Raw genomic sequence first — 18,848 nt, forward strand, 5'->3', positions numbered from 1 at the left:
GAAAGTTGTCGAGAGCGACGGTGTGGCTCGGCCCGGAACCGGCCGGCTTGCGCACAGTTGCGCTTTGCGGCGAAGAATCGCTCGTCTGCGCGCAAAGCAACCAAAGATTGTGCGGTTGTCCACAGGTGCAACCGATGAACTCAATGCTCAGTCGGGCTTACGCTGACGTGACTCCCCCATGACAGAGCCGGTTTACCGGCAGGTCAGTCATAGGTCAGTGCCGACCGAAGGAGCTTCACCTTGACTCAGCCCCCTACCTCGCACCCGCGATTGCTCGCGTGGATCGACGAGGTCGCCGCCCTGACCACACCCGACCGCATCGTCTGGTGCGACGGTTCCGAGGCCGAGTGGACCCGTCTCACCGATGAGCTCGTCGAGTCCGGTGCCCTGGTCCGACTCGATGACGAGAAGAAGCCGAACTCGTTCTGGGCGCGCACCGACCCGTCCGATGTGGCGCGCGTCGAGGAGCGCACGTACATCTGCTCGGTCGACGAGGCCGACGCCGGTCCCACCAACAACTGGATGGACCCGGCCGAGATGAAGCAGCTGATGACCGGGCTCTACCGGGGCTGCATGACCGGTCGGACGATGTACGTCGTCCCGTTCTGCATGGGCCCGCTCGACGCGGCCGAGCCGATGTTCGGCGTCGAGCTGACCGACAGCCCGTACGTGGTGGCCAGCATGCGGATCATGACCCGGATGGGCGCCGAGGTCCTCACGGCCCTCGAGACGGCGAACGCGGATTTCGTGCCGGCACTGCACTCGATCGGCGCGCCGTTGACCGCGGGCCAGGAGGACGTCGCCTGGCCGTGCAACGAGACGAAGTACATCTCGCACTTCCCGGAGACCCGGGAGATCTGGTCGTTCGGCTCGGGTTACGGGGGCAACTCGCTGCTGGGCAAGAAGTGTTTCGCGCTGCGGATCGCCAGTGTGGCCGCCCGTGACGAGGGCTGGCTCGCCGAGCACATGTTGATCATGAAGCTGACCTCGCCGGAAGGCGTCGTCCGGTACATCGCCGGCGCGTTCCCGTCGGCGTGCGGCAAGACCAACCTCGCGATGCTGGAGCCGACTCTCGACGGGTGGAAGGTCGAGACCGTCGGTGACGACATCGCCTGGATGCGGTTCGGCGAGGACGGCCGGCTATGGGCCACGAACCCCGAGTTCGGCCTGTTCGGCGTCGCACCCGGCACCGACTTCCACACCAACCCGAACGCGATGCGCACCCTGGCCAAGGGCAACTCGGTCTTCACCAACGTGGCGCTCACCGACGACGGCGACATCTGGTGGGAGGGCATGGGCGAGCCGCCCGCGCACCTGACCGACTGGAAGGGCAAGGACTGGACGCCCGAGTCGGACGCGGTCTCCAGCCACCCGAACAGCCGGTTCTGCACGCCGATCGAGCAGTGCCCGATCCTCGCCGACGAGTACCACGACCCGCGTGGCGTACCGATCGACGCGATCCTCTTCGGTGGCCGCCGTAAGACCACCATCCCGCTGGTCAGCGAGGCCCGCGACTGGGTGCACGGGGTCTACCTGGGCGCCACCCTGTCGTCGGAGACCACCGCGGCCGCGGTCGGCCAGGTCGGCGTGGTCCGCCGCGACCCGATGGCGATGCTGCCGTTCATCGGCTACCACGCCGGCGACTACTTCCAGCACTGGATCGACATGGCCAAGGGCGCGTCCGGCGACGCCGCCAAGCTGCCGAAGGTGTTCTACGTCAACTGGTTCCGCCGCGGCGACGACGGTCGGTTCCTGTGGCCCGGATTCGGCGAGAACAGCCGCGTCCTCAAATGGGTCTGCGAGCGTCTCGACGGCAAGGGCGACGCGGTCGAGACACCGATCGGTCACGTGCCGACCCCGGAGGCGCTCGACCTGACCGGGCTGGACCTCGACCCGGCCGACCTGGCGGCGGCGCTGCGGGTCGACCCGGCCGAGTGGGCCGCGGAGATCCCGCAGGTCACCGAGTGGTTCAACAAGTTCGGCGACAAGCTGCCGGTCGTGCTCTGGGCCGAGCTCGACGCGTTGAAGGCGCGACTCGCCGACGCATGACAACCGGACGGTCCCGCCCGCGGCAACGGCGCCCGGGCGGGACCGGCCGGTCGGCGGATGCCCGCGATCGCACGATCGGGCGCATCCTGCTCGCGGACGGCCCCATGCGGCCCCGCCCCGCTTGAGCCTCTGGCGCGGGTGGCTACGCTTTGGGGTGATGAGTCTGCGTTCTCTGGTCTACACCTTTTACGAACGGCGGCTGGCGGGGAAGCTGGCCGGCAAGCCCGTGCCCAAACACATCGGCGTGATGTGCGACGGCAACCGCCGGTGGGCCCGGGAGATGGGCTTCGTCGACCCCAACGACGGCCACCGTGTCGGCGCGACCCGGGTCAAGGACCTGCTGACCTGGTGCGACCAGTCGGGTATCGAGCACGTCACGCTCTACCTGCTGGCCACCGACAACCTGCGCCGCCCGGCCGCCGAGCTGGACCCCCTCGTCAAGATCATCGAGGATCTCGCGACCGAGCTCGCCGAGGAGGGCAACCCCTGGCGGCTGCGCATGGTCGGCGCCCTCGACATCCTGCCCGCCGCCACCGCCGCCACCCTGAAGGCCGCGCAGGAGAAGACCCGCGACCGTTGCGACGGTGTCGAGGTCAACATGGCGGTGGGCTACGGCGGCCGCCGCGAGATCACCGACGCGGTCCGCTCCCTGCTCTACGAGCACGCGGCCACCGGCGGCACCATCGAGGAGCTGGCCGAGATCCTCGACGTCGAGCACATCGCCGAGCACCTCTACACCCGCGGCCAGCCCGACCCCGACCTGGTCATCCGCACGTCCGGCGAGCAGCGCCTGTCCGGCTTCCTGCTGTGGCAGTCGGCCCACTCGGAGTTCTACTTCCACGACGCCAACTGGCCCGACTTCCGTCGGATCGACTTCCTCCGGGCCTTGCGCTCCTACGCTTCCCGCCAGCGCCGCTACGGCGCCTGACCTTCGAATCCGAGACGGGTCGGTCGCCTTCCGCGCCGAGGGTCCTCGCCGCTGCCGACCCTCATGCGGTACGGCCAGGCCGCCACAGCGATCCCATCCCGTCCCCTGGCTCCCCCGCGACCCCGACATCGCCGGAGGCCGAAGCGCGCCCGCCGGGCTGATGCGGTGGCCGACATCCTCCAAAGGCCACCCCGCGCCCAGACAGGGGCCACCCCGCGCCGAAAAAACAGGGGCCACCCCGCGCCCAGACAGGGGCCGTATCCCCATAGCCGCCGACCGTCACGGCTTCCGGGCCGCGCCCGGCCCGGTTTGAGCGGGACCGGCGGATGCGGCCCGGCGGACGTGTTTCGGCCGGGACCGGAGGCCTGCCTCGCGTGGGCCGCCACGGGGCGGCCCACGTCGGTGAGAGCGGCCTGGCTCGTACCGCATAGGGGTCAGAAGCGGCGAAGGCCCTCGGTCAGGAAGGCGGCCACCGCGTCGGGGGATTCGAGGGTCAGGTCGGCGGCGCTGGAGACCTCGGCGCCGGTCTCCGGGTTGGCGACGGCGACCGCCATGCCGAAGAAGGCCGGGTCGACCGCCTCGCGGGCGCGGAGCGCGTCGAACGCCTTGATGTCGGACATGTCGTCGCCGAAATACCAGGCGCAGCCGGCGTTGCGGACGCCCTCGGTGATCACCATGCCCTTGTCCTGGTCGACCGGGGGCTTCAGCTCGACCACCATGCGGCCGTGCTGGATGCGTAGACCGAGCCGCTCGGCCTGCTCGTGGGCCCAGCGCTCGACGGTGCGGCCCTGATCGGGGGCGGTGCGGTAGTGCAGGGCCACGGACAACCGCTTGTATTCCACGAGGATCTCGGCGGGAAGCTCGGTGCGGGCCTGGTCGGCCAGCTCGGTCATGGCCGGCACGAAGTCGAGGGCGGCCGGCTCGGTGACGACCTGGCCGTCGTGCCAGACCTCCAGGCCGTAGAGGCCGTGCAGGTCGACGTGGTCGAGGTCGGCGAACCGGGAACGCAGGAAACTGACCGGCCGGGCGGAAACGATGGCCACCCGGGCGACCGAGTCGGCCAGACGCTCCAGGACGCCGAGCACTTCGGGCACCGGCTGGGAGGCGTCTGGGTCGTCGGTGACGGGTGAGAGGACACCGTCGAAGTCGAAGAAGAACGTGGTAGCGGAGGCGCGGGACGCGGTGAACGCCCACGCTTCGTCGGTGGTCAGCGGGTGTATCGGACGCACAGTCTCTGCCACGGGAGTCAGATTACCCGCGAGTGGTCGTCTTTTAAGCCTGGCGATTTGGCCGGGAGGCGAGCGTCACCCTCCAGTGCCCGATTTTGCGCACTACCGCGGGACGTAGTTGACCGCTAGCGTTTGAGTCATGGCACGGGGTCATCCCGGGCCAGCCGGTCGGCCCGGACCTGCGACGACTGCGCCACGGGGACCGCAATCCGACCCCGTGCAGAGGGCCGGCGACCGGTAGGTGGCGGACCGCGGGCGGACCGGGTTGCACGCCCGCTGGAGCAGGCCTGTGACATCTCGCCGTACCGATGCCGGGGTCGACCAGAACCCGGCCGAAAAAGTCTCCAGCAGCCGTGCCTCGACGGGTCGCCGTAGGACCCGGGACAGGCATGCCGACGCGGAACCCGCCACTGCCGGCAGGGTCTTCGTTCTGGACACTTCGGTCCTGCTGTCCGACCCGGCGGCTTTCCGCCGGTTCACCGACCACGAGGTGGTCGTGCCTCTCGTGGTCATCTCCGAGCTGGAGGGCAAACGTCACCACCCCGAGCTGGGCTGGTTCGCCCGGCAGTCGCTGCGGATGCTGGACGAGCTGCGGATCAAGTTCGGCCGTCTGGACCAGCCGGTGCTCTGCAACGACGAGGGCGGCACACTGCGGGTGGAGCTGAACCACGCTGATCAGAGCGCGCTCCCGCAGGGTTTCCGCAACGATTCGAACGACACCCGCATCCTCTCGGTGGCCCTGGGGCTCGCCGCTGAGGGCCGCGAGGTGACTCTGGTCAGCAAGGACATGCCGCTGCGGGTGAAGGCCGCCTCGGTCGGCATCACCGCCGACGAGTACCGGCACGGCCAGGCCAGCGACCCCACCTGGACCGGGATGGCCGATCTGGAGCTGACCGAGGAGCAGGTGGTCTCGCTCTACTCCGGCGAGGAGCTGGAGGTGGAGGAGGCGGACAATCTGCCCTGCCACACCGGCCTGGTGATCCACTCGCCGCGCGGTTCGGCGCTGGCCCGGGTCAATCCGGACAAGTCGATCAAGCTGGTCCGTGGCGACCGGGACGCGTTCGGGCTGCGGGGCCGCTCGGCGGAGCAGCGGGTGGCACTGGACATCCTGATGGACGAGCAGATCGGCATCGTGTCGCTGGGCGGTCGGGCCGGCACCGGAAAATCGGCGCTGGCGCTGTGCGCGGGGCTGGAGGCGACGATGGAGCGCAACCGCCACAAGAAGGTGGTGGTGTTCCGTCCGCTCTACGCGGTCGGCGGCCAGGAGCTCGGCTATCTGCCCGGCAGCGAGTCGGAGAAGATGTCGCCCTGGGCGCAGGCGGTCTTCGACACCCTGGGTGCGGTGGTGCACGCCAACGTGGTCGAGGAGGTGATGGCCCGCGGCATGCTGGAGGTGCTGCCGCTGACCCACATCCGGGGCCGGAGCCTGCACGACGCGTTCGTGATCGTCGACGAGGCGCAGTCGCTGGAGCGCAACGTGCTGCTGACCGTGCTGTCCCGGATCGGGCAGAACTCGCGAGTGGTGCTGACCCACGACGTCGCCCAGCGGGACAACCTGCGGGTCGGTCGGCATGACGGCGTCACCGCGGTGATCGAGGCGTTGAAGGGCCACCCGATTTTCGCGCACGTAACCCTCACGAGGTCGGAACGTTCGCCGATTGCCGAGGTGGTGACCGACCTGCTGGAGGAAATCCCGCTCTAAGAGATCTTGAGAACGCCAGCGTGGCTAATTCGTGCCGGATTCACCCGGTAAGTCGTGTGACTAAAGTCACATAGCCACGCTGGCGTTTCACATCTACTTCACGTTGCGCCATGGTGTTCGGCGAGCAACATGCGGCGCGGTCCGCCCCGACCGGGGTGCTGACGCGCCGCTTCCTTGCCCCCGACGAAGGGAATCTTCGTGAAGCGGCTCTGGAGCCGGATGGGTGTCCGTGCGGCCTCGGTCGGTCTTCTCGTACTCGGTCTCACCGGTGGTGTGTACCTGGGCCAGAACCGTGACGACCAGCAGCAGAGCGCTCAGGCGCAGCTGGTCCTGCAGGCCAATGAGGACGAGATGCGGCTGTTGAAGGCGCGTCAGGCCGACCACGCCGCGGCCCGTGCGCACCGCGTGGTCGCCGAGGAGGCCGCCGCCGCGAAGGCCGCCACCGAGGTCCAGTCCGCCGCCTCCAAGGCGCGCAAGCTGGAGAAAGAGGTCATCGAGGCCAAGGAGGCCGAAGAGGCCAAGAAGGCTGAGGAGGCCTCCGGCCCGGTCGCCTACACCGGGGAGATCCCGTCGTCCTGCAACGAGTACAGCGGCAGCCGCAAGATCGGGTGCGCGCTGATGCTGGAGGACGGCTTCGGGCTCGACCAGTTCCCGTGCCTGGACAAGCTGTGGAAGAAGGAGAGTGGCTGGAACTACAAGGCCCTCAACAGCGGCTCCGGGGCGTATGGGATCCCGCAGGCTCTGCCCGGCGACAAGATGGCGTCGGAGGGCTCGGACTGGAAGACGAACCCGGCCACCCAGATCAAGTGGGGCCTGGGCTACATCAAGGGCCGCTACGACACTCCGTGTGGTGCGTGGAGCCACTCGCAGAACGTCGGCTGGTACTGACAGAACCTCGCGACGGGGCTGCGCGGCTTTCCGCGCGGCCCCGTTTTGCTGTGATCAAATGTCCACATGGTCCGGAAAGCGGCATTCTGCCTTCTGGTTTGTGCCCTCACCGCCACTGATCGTCCCGCCCGGGCGGATTCCGGGCGACCGCCGGTACGCGAAGTCGTCGGCGGCAAGGTCGCCGGCGACGGCCGGTTCCCCTGGGCGGTCCGGCTGTCGATGGGCTGCGGCGGCGCGCTGACCGCACCCCGGGTCGTCCTCACCGCCGGGCACTGCGTCGGACCGACCGGCCCCAACGACAAGATCACTGTCACCGCCGGCGCCACCGACCTCCAGTCGAGGTCCGCGATCACCGTCAAATCGGTGGCGGTCTACCGCTCCCCGGACTTCGTCACCGAGACCAGCGGCGACGACTGGGCGGTGGTCCGCCTGGAGCGCGAGCTGAGCCTGCCCACCCTGCCGCTGACCCCCGACGACGTCGACCGGGGCCGGTTCACCGTGATGGGCTGGGGGCAGACCCGCGAATCGTCGCCCCAGCAGGAGCGCCGGCTGCACTACGCGACGGTGCCGACCATCCCGGACGAGGAGTGCGCCAAGGCGTACCGCAAAGCCGGTGTGGAACTGGTCCGCGACGAATCGATCTGCGCCGGCCGCCGCGGAGTCGACACCTGCCAGGGCGACTCCGGCGGGCCGATGGTCCGCCGCGACCGGCTCGGCCGTTGGGTGCAGGTCGGCATCGTCAGCTGGGGACTCGGCTGCGCCCGCGACGGCTATTTCGGCGTCTACCTGCAGATCGCCAAATTCCGGTCCGACATCCAGGCGGCCGCCCGCAAGCTGAGCTGACGCTCGGGTGGCCGTGCTCGCCCGCTCCTGCCACCATCGAACACATGGGCTACGAATGGGCGACCGCCGCACGCTCGGACGAGGCGGCACGGTTCGGTACCGAGGCTTTCTACGCGTCGCTGGGTCGCGCGTTCGTGACGATGTGCGCCGTGGTTCCGGCCCTGTTCCTGATCGAGGCGATCGACATCGCTCTCGGCCCGGGGACTCTCGATCTGGCCGGCGGCATCATCCCCCGCTCGGCCGAGGGCATCGACGGCATCCTGTTCAGCCCGTTCCTGCACGACGGATGGGAGCATCTCTACGGCAACGCGGTCCCGCTCATCCTGCTCGGCACGTTCGTCCTGGCCGGTGGGGCACGCCGGTTCATCTGGTCGACCGTGGTGATCATGGCGGTGGCCGGCGTCGGTGTCTGGTTCATCGGTGACCCGAACACGGTGGTGGTCGGGGCCAGCGGCGTCATCTTCGGCTATCTCGGGCTGCTGCTGACCCGTGGCCTCGTCGAACGCAGCTGGTGGCACTTCGCGGTCGCCGGGTTCATCGGGTTGCTCTACTGGTATCAGCTGTTCAACGTGCTACCCACCGACCAGCGGATCTCCTGGCAGGGGCATCTGCTGGGCCTGCTCGGCGGGGTGGTCGCCGCGGTGGTCTTCCGGCGTCGCTGACAACCGGCATCCGGTACGGCGGGGTGCGGCCCCGCCGTACCAGAAGCAGATCTTGACCGGAAAGGGTCAGGACAGCGGAACCGTCGGCAGATGGCCGTCGAAGTCGACAGCCGAGTAGAGGGCCAGCTTCTCCAGGCGGTGGTAGGAGTCGATGACCCGGATCGTGCCGCTCTTGGACCGCATCACGATCGACTGGGTGTGCGCGCCGCCCGCCCGGTAACGCACCCCCTTGAGCAGGTCACCGCTGGTCACGCCGGTCGCGACGAAGAAGCAGTTGTCGCCGGTGACCAGGTCGTCGGTGCTGAGCACCCGATCCAGGTCGTGGCCGGCGGCGATCGCCTTCTCCCGCTCGGCGTCGTCGAGCGGCCACAGTTTCGCCTGAATCGTGCCGCCGAGACATTTCAGGGCACAAGCCGCGGTGATGCCCTCCGGCGTGCCACCGATGCCCATCAGAACGTCGACGTCGGACTCCAGCCGGGCCGCCGAGATGGCACCCGCGATGTCACCGTCGGAGATGAACTTGATGTTGGCGCCGGCCTGCCGCACCTCCTCGACCAGCTTCGCGTGCCGCGGACGGTCCAGAATGCACACCGTGACATCGGAGACACTGGACCGTTTCGCCTTCGCGATGCGGCGCAGGTTCTCCTTCACCCCGGCGTCGATGTCGACGACATCCGCACAATCCGGGCCGACCGCGATCTTGTCCATGTAGAAGACCGCACTCGGGTCGAACATGGCACCCCGCTCGGCGACCGCGAGCACCGCGATCGACCCGGGCATGCCCTTACTCATCAGGGTGGTGCCGTCGATCGGGTCGACCGCGACGTCCACCTCCGGGCCGGTGCCGTCACCGACCTGCTCCCCGTTGAAGAGCATCGGCGCTTCATCCTTCTCACCCTCACCGATGACGACGACGCCGCGCATCTGGATCGAGTTGATGAGTTTGCGCATGGCGTCGACGGCGGCACCGTCACCGCCGTTCTTGTCACCTCGGCCGACCCAGCGACCGGCGGCCATGGCGGCGGCTTCGGTCACGCGGACGAGGTCGAGGGCGATGTTGCGGTCGAGATCCTGAGGGACTCGGGCGGGCACGGCGGCCTCCTCGCGACGTTGCGGGGCAGTGGATGCCTCCGATCCTGGCATCCGAGGACGTGTTGAGTCCCGTTTCAGCGACGTGGTTAACAATGGGGTTCGTGGAACCTGCCTCCGAATCGCCCGCACCCGCCGCCTCACCGCGCCTCGCCGCCCGCGAGGAGCGCCGCCCGCGCGACATGATCCTGTCCCTGCTGGTGCTGCTGGTGCCGATCGCGCTGTTCCTCACCTTCTACCGGGTCGTCCTCGACGGCGACAAGCCGATCTCGGTCGACCCGACGTCGTCGATCGAGCTGGCCACCCGTGAGTTCCCGGTCGCCCAGCCGACCGGGCTCGGCGACGGCTGGCACGTGACGTCGGCCAACTTCCGCCGCGAGGACACCGGCGCCACCCTGCGTCTCGGCTACGTCGACCCCGACGACAAGCCGATCCTGCTGGTGCAGAGCACCATCGCACCGGCCACCCTGGTCCCGGCCGAGGTCGGCGCGGAGGGGCAGCGGACCGGCGCCTACCGCAGCGGCGAGCGCACCTGGATGCGATACACCGGCCGGGAGAGCGAGACCGCACTGATCCTCACCGAGCAGACCAGGACCATCGTGATCATCGGCAACAGCGCCGACACCACGAACCTGGAGAAGCTGGCCGCGTCGCTCTAATCGTCGGCGCGGGCCGCGCGGGCCGCCTCGATCCGCTCCCGCGCCCCGTCCAGCCAGCGGTGACAGACGTCCGCCAGTTTCTCGCCGCGCTCCCACAACGCCAGCGACTCCTCCAGCGTGCCGCCACCCTGCTCCAGCCGCTCCACCACCGACGCCAGCTCGGTGCGGGCCTGCTCGTAGGACAGTTTCTCGTCGCTCATCAGCTCTCCATAACCGCTGCTCGCAGCTCACCGTCGGCGAGCCGGACCCGAAGAATGTCGTCCGCCGCCACCTCGCCGGCGGCACGGACCACTTGGCCGTCGGAACGCTGCACGATCGCGTAACCCCGCTCCAGCGTCTTCGCCGGAGACAACGCCCGCAGCCGGGCCACGGTGTGCTCCAACGCGTCGTCGGCCCGGCGGATCCGATGCTCCAGACTGCGGCCGGCCCGGTCACGCAACGCCGTCACCTCGACACCCCGCTGACCGATCAGCGCCTCCGGCCGGGCCAGCACCGGCCGCGACTGCCACGCCTCGATCCGGTGCCGCTCCCGGTCGATCAGGCCGAGCACCGCCCGGTCGAGCCGACCCCGCGCCTGCGCGATCAGCCGCTGCTCGTCGGCCAGATCGGGCACGATCCGTTTCGCCGCGTCGGTCGGCGTCGACGCCCGCAGGTCGGCCACATAGTCGAGCAGCGGCGCATCGGTCTCGTGGCCGATCGCGCTGACCACCGGGGTGCGGGCGGCGAACACCGCCCGACACAGCGCCTCATCGGAGAACGGCAGCAGATCCTCGACACTGCCCCCACCCCGCGCGATCACGATCACGTCGACCGTGTCATCGCCGTCGAGCACCTTCAACGCGTCGATGATCTGCGCCACCGCGGTCGGCCCCTGCACCGGCACGTTGATCACCCGGAAGTCGACCGACGGCCAGCGCCGACGCGTGTTCATCAACACGTCACGCTCGGCGGCACTGGCCCGCCCAGTGATCAGACCGACCCGGCCCGGCAGGAACGGCAGCCGCCGCTTGCGCTCCCGGGCGAACAGGCCCTCCGCGGCGAGCAGCCGTTTCAGTTTCTCCAGACGGGCCAGCAACTCACCGATGCCGACCTGACGGATCTCGTCGGCCCGCAGACTCAGCGTGCCGCGGCCCGGATAGAACTCGGGTTTGGCATGCAACGTCACCCGGGCGCCCTCGGCCAGCTCCGGCGCCCCCGCGTGCAGCACGTCGTGGCTGGTCGTGACGGTCAGGCTCAGATCGGCCGACGGGTCACGCAAGGTCAGGAAAACCACATTCGACCCCGGGCGGCGGCTGATCTGCGCGACCTGCCCGTCGACCCACACCCAGCCGAGCCGGCTGATCCAGGCGGTGATCTTCTGACTCACCACACGGACCGGCCACGGCTCGTCGGCGGAACTGCGCGGCGCGCTCTCGGGCTCGTTCACCCGGCCAGATTACGTAAGCCCACCGACATTTTCGCCGCGCGGCGACGGCTCGGCGTACGCGTTGTACCGGCTCAGGTCGACAGGCGTGCGACGCTCCGGCATCGCCCGCTCGGCCACCGCCAGCACCACCACCGTCAACAGGCCGGCACAACCCCAGAAGATCGCGTCGGCCGCCAGGTACAGCGGATCCACGTGCAGGCCACCACCGACACCCAGGAACGGGAACGGAAACCCGTGCCGCCCCGGATAGTCCGCCATGCAACACCCTGACGAGCCGGGCGCCGTCGTCGCCACGATCGCCACCCCGACCAGAGCCGCCGCCAGCGCGAACCCGGCCCGTCCCGGCGCCGGCCGCCGCCGCAGCAACAGCAGCACCCCACCGGCCGCGATCATCAGATGAAAGATCAGATACGCGCCGGTCAGCCCGCCGTCGAACTCCACGGCCAGATTCAGCAGCCCGATCCCGAGCAGGAACCAGCCCGCCATCACACGGAGCACGGCCGGAATCGACGGCCACTGCTCCATGCTCATAACCAGGGATTATTCCGGCAGTTCGGGAGCCTTGCGGCCCTTTTGGGCGCGCACCGCAAGACCGATCAGACAGATCAACACCAGGCCGGTGTACGCCCACACGACCACATCCGCGGCAAGGCGGGTCCAGTCGACGCCCCAGCCACCGGCGACCGCCAGCCGCCGCGCCTCGTCCGGACTGTCCGCCAGCCCACCACGAGCCAGCCACGCGAACGGCCAGCCCCGATCCTCGAACCAGCCGAACATGCCACCCGTGCTGACCGTCCGGACGATCAGCCCGGCCACCGTCCCGGCCGCACCCACCACCACCGAGACGACCCCGACCAGCCGGACCGGCAGCCGGATCCGCCGCCACAGCAGCAGCACCAACCCGCCACCGGCCATCGCCAGACCCGTGAAGACATGCCTGTCCACCGCCACCGTCAGATTCATGACCAGCCAGAACATGCCGAAGGTCAGACTCACCTGACCCACCGTCAACCGAATGATGCGACCCGTCATGACCGCGCAGTATGCACCCCCTGTGCCGCACGTCTCGCCACCGGCAGCCGGTGCCGCCGGGCACGTACCATGGCCTGGTGACTGAACCTCGTAAGCGGGTGTTGCTCGCCAAACCGCGTGGCTACTGCGCCGGTGTCGACCGCGCCGTGCAGACCGTCGAGGAGGCGCTGAAGCTCTACGGCGCCCCGGTCTACGTGCGCAAGCAGATCGTGCACAACAAACACGTGGTCAGCACCCTCGAAGCCCGAGGCGCGATCTTCGTGGAGGAGAACTACGAGGTCCCCGAGGGCTCGACGGTCGTCTTCTCCGCCCACGGTGTCGCCCCCGAGGTCCACGAGCAGGCCCGCGAGCGCAACCTCAAAGCCATCGACGCCACCTGCCCCCTGGTCACCAAGGTCCACCACGAGGCCAAACGGTTCGCCGCCGAGGACTACGACATCCTGCTCATCGGCCACGAGGGCCACGAGGAGGTCATCGGCACCGCCGGTGAGGCACCCGCCCACATCCAGCTCGTCGACGGCCCCGACGACGTCGACAACGTCGTCGTCCGCGACCCGGCCAAGGTCGTCTGGCTGTCCCAGACCACCCTCTCCGTCGACGAGACGATGGAGACCGTCGCGCGCCTCAAGACCCGGCTGCCGCTGCTCCAGTCACCACCCAGCGACGACATCTGCTACGCCACATCCAACCGGCAGCACGTGATCAAAGAGATCGCACCCGACTGCGACGTCGTCATCGTCGTCGGCTCCACCAACTCGTCGAACTCGGTGCGGCTCGTCGAGGTCGCCCTCGGCGCCGGCGCCCGCGCCGGCCACCTCGTCGACTACGCCTCCGAGATCCAGGACGAGTGGCTCGCCGGCGCCACCACGGTCGGTGTCTCCTCCGGCGCCAGCGTCCCCGAGGACCTCGTCATGGAGGTCCTCGCCCACCTCGCCGACCGCGGCTTCGGCGAGGTCACCGAGTACACGACGGCCGAGGAACGGCTCACCTTCTCCCTGCCGCAGGAACTGCGTAGGGACATGAAGGCCGCCGCGGCCGCGCGAGCCGCTAACTGAACTCGGGCGCCTGCGGCTGACGGGGAGCCGTCTCGACCTGCACCGGTGGAAACAGCTCCTCGTCCGAGACACCCATCTCGGCCAGCTTGCGGGCGCTGACCAGCACCCGCGACTCCAGCGACCCCACCGCCCGGTTGTACGCGGTCACCGCACCACCCAGCGCCGTACCCAGCTTGTCCACATGGTCACCGAGAGTGGACAGCCGGCCGTACAACTCCCGCGCCAGCCCGTGCACCGCCGCCGCGTTCCGGGTCAGCGCCTCCTGCCGCCACGAATACGCCACCGTCCGCAGCATCGCGATCAACGTCGCCGGTGTCGCCAGCACGATGTTGCGGCGGAACGCGTGCTCCATCAGCGCCGGATCCCGCTGCAACGCCGCATCCAGAAACGGATCCGCCGGCACGAACAGCACCACGAAATCCGGCGCCGACTCGAACGCCGACCAGTACCGCTTCCCCGACAGCGCATCCACATGCGCCCGCAGATGCCGGGCATGCTGATCCAGATGCCCGTCCCGGGTGTGTTCGTCCCGGGCCTCCATCGCCGACAGATAACCCTCCAGCGGCGCCTTCGCGTCCACCACCACCGTCCGGCCGCCGTGCAGCCGCACCACCAGGTCCGGACGCACCCCCTGCTCATCCGTCGACGCCGTCACCTGCTCCGCGAAATCACAGTGCTCCAGCAGCCCGGCCGCCTCCACGATCCGCCGCAACTGGTGCTCACCCCACCGGCCCCGCACCTGCGGCGCCCGCAACGCCGCCACCAACTGCCGCGTCTCGGTACGCAACTCACCCGACACCGCACCCATCGCCCGGACCTGCTCCCGCAACTCCGCATACGCGTCGATCCGGTCGTGCTCCAACTGGGCGACCCGCTGCTCGTACCGCCGCAACGTGTCATGCAACGGCGCCACCGCCCGCGCCACCGCCTCCTGGGACTGCGCCGTCGCCTCATAGGACAGCGCCCGCAACGACTGCTCCAGCCGCTGCTCACCATCCCGGGCGGCCTCCACCGTCGCCTCCAGACGGGCGATGTCGGTCGCCGCCCGCGCCCGCGCCGCGAGCCAGCCGACCGCCGCGCCCACCGCGAGACAGACAAGAATCACAGCCAGTGTCGAGAACGTCACCACCGCAGATTGCCAGACCGGGCGTCCACGACAAGCGGGGGTACCGTGGAAAACATGAAGGGCGTGTTGCTGATCCTGCTCATCGTCGTGCTCGCCGGCCTGGCCATCGCCGCCACCCAGCGAGGCGGCAAAGCCCGCCGCCAGACCGAACTCGACGACGCCCGAGCCGACGCCCACCGCTGGTATGAGCGGCTCGGCGGCCAGGTCATGAACCTCACCTCCGAGGAGCCGGCAGCCCGGCAGGCCCTCGCCGACGCGAGCGAACGCTACAACGCCGCCGGCGGCCAGCTACAGACCGCCAATTCGGTACGGCAGTTCCAACTCGCCCGCGAGTCGGCGCTGGAAGGCCTCACCTACGCCCGCGCCGCCCGCCTGGCCATGGGCCTCGACCCCGGCCCCGACCTGCCGCCGCTCAGCTCCGCCCACAACACCGGCCAGATCACCCACGAACGTGAGGTGACCGTGCAGGGCCACTCCTACAAAGCCGGCCCGCGCCCCGGCGCCGACACCCCCTACTACTACCCGGGCGGCCGGGTCGAGGGCCGCCCGGTGCCGGCCGGCTGGTATTCGACACCCGTCTGGCGCACCGCGCTCGGCGCCGGCGCCGGAGTCCTCGGCGGCATGCTCATCTTCGACGCCCTGTTCTCCCCCGAATTCGGCGACTTCGGAAACTTCGGCGGCGACTTCGCGTCCGGCGACTTCGCCGGCGGAGACATGGCCGCCGGCGACTTCAGCGGCGGCGGCGATCTCGGCGGCTTCAGCGGCGGCGATTTCGGTGGCGGCGATTTCGGCGGTTTCGACTTCTAGCGGGACGATGGCGTTCGATCGCTTTGCCGGGCGGGTGCCGTTGGATCGCCGGGCGGGACGGATGGCGTTCGATCGCGTGGCGGGTTCGGCGGCGGCTGAGCGCGTGGCGGGTTCGGCGGCGGCTGAGCGCGTGGCGGGTTCGGCGGCGGCTGAGCGCGTGGCGGGTTCGGCGGCGGCTGAGCGCGTGGCGGGACCGGTGGCGGTCGATCGCCTAGCGGGGCAGGTGGCGGTCTATCGCGCGGCGTAGCGCCCGCGGGCTCGGCCAGATCTGCGTCAGGTCCGCGGTGAACGCCGGCCCGCGCGGTGTGTCCGCCAGCACCGGCCCACCACTGTCGCCCTCCTGCACCTGATGCACGCTGTCCAGGTCCGCCGGAACCACATCCAGAACCGTCCGCAGCCCCTCCCGGCGGATCACCACCGCCGCGATGTCCGCCCAATCCAGCAGGATCGGATCGGACTCCTGCGCGGCCAGCTCCAGCCCACCCGACGACACCCGCACCCACGTCGGCAGTGCCGCCCGAGCCGAAACCGCATACGCCCCGGCCGCCGCGGCGCCGACCAGCACCGCCTGGAGCGCGGTCACCCACCACGGGTCCCCGCTGTCCCCGGCGATCCACCCCACCACCGGGGAGACCGCCAGGTAGGCCACCATCAGCACCACGAACACCATGACGAAGGTCCGGGCCGGCGACGACCGGAACAACATCGCGTCCCGAGCCGGAGCCCGGACCTCCTCAGGTGCGATCGACATGCCTCCTATGGTGGCCGCCCCGCTCAGAATGCGCAGGCGATCACCAGCTCTGGGGTGCGGTCCCGAAGCAGGTCCAGCTTGCCGATCCGCGCCGCCGCCCGGAAATCACCATCGATCGACTCCAGTCGATCAAGCAGGTCAGCCGGCCCGAGCGCCTCGGCCAGCGGAACCTCGGTCTTCATCGACAACTTCCGGTCCGACTTGGCCCGGCGAACCTGCCGCAGCGCATCACCGGCCAGATCGAGCAACGACGGATCACTCTCCGGCGCCACCCGCGACAACTCGTACCGCGTCGGCCACGTCGACAGGTGCACCGACCCGTACCGCCACCACGACCAGATCTCCTCGGTGACGAACGGCAGGAACGGCGCGAACAACCGCAACAACACCGACAACCCGGTAGCCAGCGCGGCCCGAGCCGAATCACCGGCCGGCCCCTCCGCGTACGCCCGGTTCTTGACCAGCTCGATGTAGTCGTCGCAGAACGTCCAGAAGAACGTCTCCGTCGCCTGCAACGCGTCGGTGTGCTGATAGTCGTCGAACGCGGCCGTCGCCGTCAGCACCACCTCAGTCAACCGGCCGAGCATCGCCCGGTCCAGCGGCTCGGTCACCGGCTGCCGCAGCGCCTCCGCCGCACCCAGCCCCAACGCGAACCTCGACGCGTTCAGCAGCTTCATCGCCAGCCGCCGCCCGACCTTCAACTGGGCCGGCTCGAACGCCAGATCCGCCCCCGGACGGCCACACGCCGCCCAATACCGGACCGCGTCCGACCCGTACTGCTCCAGCAGCTGAATCGGTGTCTCCACCTCGTTGCCCAGCGACTTCGAGATCTTCTTGTGGTCCGGATCGAGGATCCAGCCGGACAGGACCGCACGCCGCCACGGCAGACCACCGGCCAGCTGACCGGCCCGCAACACCGACGAGAACAGCCAGGTCCGGATGATCTCCTGCCCCTGCGGGCGCAGATCCATCGGATAGGTACGGGCATGCAGATCCGGATCGGTACTCCACCCCGTGACGATCTGCGGAGACAACGACGACGTCGCCCACGTGTCCATGACATCCGGGTCGGCGGTGAAACCACCCGGAACATCACGCTGTTCCTCCGACCAACCGGGCGGACACTCCGACGACGGATCGACAGGCAGCGCCGCGTCATCCGGCAGCAGTAGCCGGTCATAGTCGGGCTCCCCGTTCGCGTCCAGCCCATACCAGACCGGGATCGCGACACCGAAGAACCGCTGTCGGCTGATCAGCCAATCACCGGTCAGACCACCGACCCAATGCTCATAGCGGTGACGCATGCTCTCCGGAACCCAGCGCAGCTCACGGCCCCGCCCCAGCAGCTCCCCGCGCAGCCCGGGATCACGCCCGCCGTTACGGATGAACCACTGCCGACTCGTCACGATCTCCAACGGCCGGTCACCACGCTCGTAGAACTTGACCGGATGCGTGATCGGCGCCGGCTCCCCGAGCAGATCACCCGACTCCCGCAACAGCCGGATCATCTCGGCGCGCGCCGCGTTGACCGTCAACCCGGCCAGCCCCTGATAGGCGGCGGCCGGAACACCCGGCGGTGCCTCCGGCAGGAAACGGCCGTCCCGGCCCAGCACAACCCGCGTGTCCAGAGCCAGATCCCGCCACCACGTGACATCGGCCAGGTCACCGAACGTGCAGACCATCGCGATGCCCGTACCCTTGTCGGCTGCCGCGAGCGGATGGGCCCGAACCGGGACCTCGACGTCGAAGAGCGGCGTGCGAACCGACGTGAGACCCGCGAAGCGGGGATCACCCGGGTGATGAACCAGCGCGACACACGCCGGCAGCAGCTCCGGCCGCGTCGTGTCGATGTCGACCGGCCCGTCCGGCCCCCGGAACCGCAACCGGTGGTAGGCGCCCGGCCGCTGCCGATCCTCCAGCTCCGCCTGCGCGACAGCCGTCCGGAACCCGATGTCCCACAGCGTCGGCGCCTCCGCCGTATACGCCTGACCGGCCGCGAGATTCGCCAGGAAAGCCCGCTGCGAAACCGCCCGCGCCCGCTCACCGATCGTCGTGTACGTCAGACCCCAGTCGACCGACAGCCCGAGCCGCCGCCACAGCGCCTCGAACCCCTTCTCATCCTCGACCGTCAGCCGACCACACAACTCGACGAAATTACGCCGCGAAATCGAGACCGGATCCTTCGGCGCCTTCGCCGGCGGCTCCCACGACGGGTCATACGGCAACGACGGATCACATCGGACACCGAACAGGTTCTGAACCCGGCGCTCCGTCGGCAACCCGTTGTCGTCGAACCCCATCGGATAGAAGACGGACTTGCCGCGCATCCGCTGGAACCGGGCGACTGTGTCGGTGTGCGTATACGAGAAGACGTGCCCGATGTGCAACGAGCCCGATACGGTCGGCGGAGGTGTATCGATCGCATACACGTCGGCCCGCTCCTTCGAGCGGTCGAACGCGTACGTCTCCTCCTCCTGCCAGCGCGGCGCCCACTTCTCCTCGAGCCCGTCCAGAGACGGCCGCTCGGGGAGACCGTGACGCCCGGTTCCCGTATCAGTCATGCCGGTCAGCGTAGGACCGGCACCACCGCGTCGCCATGCGA

18 protein-coding genes are annotated in these 18,848 nt (G+C 69.4%); 9 read left to right on the plus strand and 9 right to left on the minus strand.

The window, feature by feature from the left end; translation table 11 throughout:
- Nucleotides 1–240: 240 nt before the first annotated feature.
- The gene (locus Q0Z83_RS47400; RefSeq protein WP_317790155.1) at nt 241–2,049 is read left to right on the plus strand and encodes a phosphoenolpyruvate carboxykinase (GTP); all 1,809 of its coding nucleotides are present in this window, start codon (nt 241–243) and stop codon (nt 2,047–2,049) included.
- 157 nt (nt 2,050–2,206) lie between these two features.
- Complete coding sequence (locus Q0Z83_RS47405; protein ID WP_317790156.1) at nt 2,207–2,977, plus strand: isoprenyl transferase; 771 nt, start codon at nt 2,207–2,209, stop codon at nt 2,975–2,977.
- A gap of 434 nt (nt 2,978–3,411) precedes the next feature.
- On the opposite strand, the gene otsB is transcribed toward Q0Z83_RS47405, so the two are convergent.
- The gene (gene otsB / locus Q0Z83_RS47410; protein WP_317790157.1) at nt 3,412–4,218 is read right to left on the minus strand and encodes a trehalose-phosphatase; all 807 of its coding nucleotides are present in this window, start codon (nt 4,216–4,218) and stop codon (nt 3,412–3,414) included.
- A 277-nt stretch (nt 4,219–4,495) separates the two neighbouring features.
- On the opposite strand from otsB, the gene Q0Z83_RS47415 reads away from it, so the two are divergent.
- The 4 genes from Q0Z83_RS47415 (at nt 4,496) to Q0Z83_RS47430 (ending at nt 8,301) form a co-directional block, all read left to right on the plus strand.
- Nucleotides 4,496–5,908 (plus strand): PhoH family protein, encoded by a 1,413-nt coding sequence (locus tag Q0Z83_RS47415; RefSeq protein ID WP_317790158.1) that lies wholly within the window; start codon nt 4,496–4,498, stop codon nt 5,906–5,908.
- 198 nt (nt 5,909–6,106) lie between these two features.
- Nucleotides 6,107–6,796, plus strand: a complete 690-nt coding sequence (locus tag Q0Z83_RS47420; protein ID WP_317790159.1) for an aggregation-promoting factor C-terminal-like domain-containing protein — start codon at nt 6,107–6,109, stop codon at nt 6,794–6,796.
- Nucleotides 6,797–6,862: 66 nt separating this feature from the next.
- A complete protein-coding gene (locus Q0Z83_RS47425; protein ID WP_317790160.1) occupies nt 6,863–7,639 on the plus strand; it encodes a S1 family peptidase in 777 nt (258 codons plus the stop codon).
- A 44-nt stretch (nt 7,640–7,683) separates the two neighbouring features.
- Complete coding sequence (locus Q0Z83_RS47430) at nt 7,684–8,301, plus strand: rhomboid family intramembrane serine protease (RefSeq protein WP_317790161.1); 618 nt, start codon at nt 7,684–7,686, stop codon at nt 8,299–8,301.
- A 66-nt stretch (nt 8,302–8,367) separates the two neighbouring features.
- Here Q0Z83_RS47430 and glpX read toward each other — a convergent pair whose 3' ends face one another.
- A complete protein-coding gene (glpX, locus tag Q0Z83_RS47435) occupies nt 8,368–9,444 on the minus strand; it encodes a class II fructose-bisphosphatase (RefSeq protein WP_378079241.1) in 1,077 nt (358 codons plus the stop codon).
- A 41-nt stretch (nt 9,445–9,485) separates the two neighbouring features.
- On the opposite strand from glpX, the gene Q0Z83_RS47440 reads away from it, so the two are divergent.
- The gene (locus Q0Z83_RS47440) at nt 9,486–10,049 is read left to right on the plus strand and encodes a DUF4245 domain-containing protein (RefSeq protein WP_317790163.1); all 564 of its coding nucleotides are present in this window, start codon (nt 9,486–9,488) and stop codon (nt 10,047–10,049) included.
- Here the strand turns inward: Q0Z83_RS47440 and Q0Z83_RS47445 are convergent.
- The 4 genes from Q0Z83_RS47445 to Q0Z83_RS47460 are packed head-to-tail and all read right to left on the minus strand — an operon-like array spanning nt 10,046 to nt 12,471.
- Nucleotides 10,046–10,249 (minus strand): exodeoxyribonuclease VII small subunit, encoded by a 204-nt coding sequence (locus Q0Z83_RS47445; RefSeq protein ID WP_317790164.1) that lies wholly within the window; start codon nt 10,247–10,249, stop codon nt 10,046–10,048. The genes Q0Z83_RS47440 and Q0Z83_RS47445 overlap by 4 nt on opposite strands.
- Nucleotides 10,249–11,475, minus strand: a complete 1,227-nt coding sequence (xseA, locus tag Q0Z83_RS47450; protein WP_317790165.1) for an exodeoxyribonuclease VII large subunit — start codon at nt 11,473–11,475, stop codon at nt 10,249–10,251. Before xseA ends, Q0Z83_RS47445 begins: the two co-directional genes overlap by 1 nt.
- A gap of 9 nt (nt 11,476–11,484) precedes the next feature.
- Nucleotides 11,485–12,006, minus strand: coding sequence for a hypothetical protein (locus tag Q0Z83_RS47455; protein ID WP_317790166.1), 522 nt, complete (start codon nt 12,004–12,006; stop codon nt 11,485–11,487).
- Nucleotides 12,007–12,015: 9 nt separating this feature from the next.
- Complete coding sequence (locus tag Q0Z83_RS47460) at nt 12,016–12,471, minus strand: hypothetical protein (protein WP_317790167.1); 456 nt, start codon at nt 12,469–12,471, stop codon at nt 12,016–12,018.
- A gap of 47 nt (nt 12,472–12,518) precedes the next feature.
- Between Q0Z83_RS47460 and Q0Z83_RS47465 the strand changes: the two genes are divergently transcribed.
- Complete coding sequence (locus Q0Z83_RS47465) at nt 12,519–13,562, plus strand: 4-hydroxy-3-methylbut-2-enyl diphosphate reductase (protein ID WP_317790168.1); 1,044 nt, start codon at nt 12,519–12,521, stop codon at nt 13,560–13,562.
- Here the strand turns inward: Q0Z83_RS47465 and rmuC are convergent.
- On the minus strand, nt 13,555–14,688 hold the full coding sequence (gene rmuC / locus Q0Z83_RS47470; RefSeq protein WP_317790169.1) for a DNA recombination protein RmuC: 1,134 nt from the start codon (nt 14,686–14,688) through the stop codon (nt 13,555–13,557). The two genes, Q0Z83_RS47465 and rmuC, sit on opposite strands and share 8 nt — an antisense overlap.
- A 54-nt stretch (nt 14,689–14,742) precedes the next feature.
- Here rmuC and Q0Z83_RS47475 point away from each other — a divergent pair, with 54 nt between their 5' ends.
- Nucleotides 14,743–15,495 (plus strand): hypothetical protein, encoded by a 753-nt coding sequence (locus tag Q0Z83_RS47475; protein WP_317790170.1) that lies wholly within the window; start codon nt 14,743–14,745, stop codon nt 15,493–15,495.
- 211 nt (nt 15,496–15,706) lie between these two features.
- On the opposite strand, the gene Q0Z83_RS47480 is transcribed toward Q0Z83_RS47475, so the two are convergent.
- On the minus strand, nt 15,707–16,246 hold the full coding sequence (locus tag Q0Z83_RS47480; RefSeq protein WP_317790171.1) for a hypothetical protein: 540 nt from the start codon (nt 16,244–16,246) through the stop codon (nt 15,707–15,709).
- 23 nt (nt 16,247–16,269) lie between these two features.
- On the minus strand, nt 16,270–18,807 hold the full coding sequence (gene valS, locus Q0Z83_RS47485) for a valine--tRNA ligase (protein WP_317790172.1): 2,538 nt from the start codon (nt 18,805–18,807) through the stop codon (nt 16,270–16,272).
- Between the last annotated feature and the right edge of the window lie 41 nt (nt 18,808–18,848).

The organism is Actinoplanes sichuanensis, assembly GCF_033097365.1.
GTDB lineage: Bacteria > Actinomycetota > Actinomycetes > Mycobacteriales > Micromonosporaceae > Actinoplanes > Actinoplanes sichuanensis.

What these genes read in the sequence shown, in the direction of transcription:
- Q0Z83_RS47405 (WP_317790156.1), top strand. Translation starts at nt 2,207, where the DNA reads ATGAGTCTGCGTTCTCTGGTCTACACCTTTTACGAACGGCGGCTGGCG.
- Q0Z83_RS47425 (WP_317790160.1), top strand. Translation starts at nt 6,863, where the DNA reads ATGGTCCGGAAAGCGGCATTCTGCCTTCTGGTTTGTGCCCTCACCGCC.
- Q0Z83_RS47430 (WP_317790161.1), top strand. Translation starts at nt 7,684, where the DNA reads ATGGGCTACGAATGGGCGACCGCCGCACGCTCGGACGAGGCGGCACGG.
- glpX (WP_378079241.1), bottom strand. Translation starts at nt 9,444, where the DNA reads ATGCCAGGATCGGAGGCATCCACTGCCCCGCAACGTCGCGAGGAGGCC.
- Q0Z83_RS47440 (WP_317790163.1), top strand. Translation starts at nt 9,486, where the DNA reads ATGGGGTTCGTGGAACCTGCCTCCGAATCGCCCGCACCCGCCGCCTCA.
- Q0Z83_RS47445 (WP_317790164.1), bottom strand. Translation starts at nt 10,249, where the DNA reads ATGAGCGACGAGAAACTGTCCTACGAGCAGGCCCGCACCGAGCTGGCG.
- Q0Z83_RS47455 (WP_317790166.1), bottom strand. Translation starts at nt 12,006, where the DNA reads ATGAGCATGGAGCAGTGGCCGTCGATTCCGGCCGTGCTCCGTGTGATG.
- Q0Z83_RS47465 (WP_317790168.1), top strand. Translation starts at nt 12,519, where the DNA reads ATGCACCCCCTGTGCCGCACGTCTCGCCACCGGCAGCCGGTGCCGCCG.
- Q0Z83_RS47475 (WP_317790170.1), top strand. Translation starts at nt 14,743, where the DNA reads ATGAAGGGCGTGTTGCTGATCCTGCTCATCGTCGTGCTCGCCGGCCTG.
- Q0Z83_RS47480 (WP_317790171.1), bottom strand. Translation starts at nt 16,246, where the DNA reads ATGTCGATCGCACCTGAGGAGGTCCGGGCTCCGGCTCGGGACGCGATG.
- valS (WP_317790172.1), bottom strand. Translation starts at nt 18,807, where the DNA reads ATGACTGATACGGGAACCGGGCGTCACGGTCTCCCCGAGCGGCCGTCT.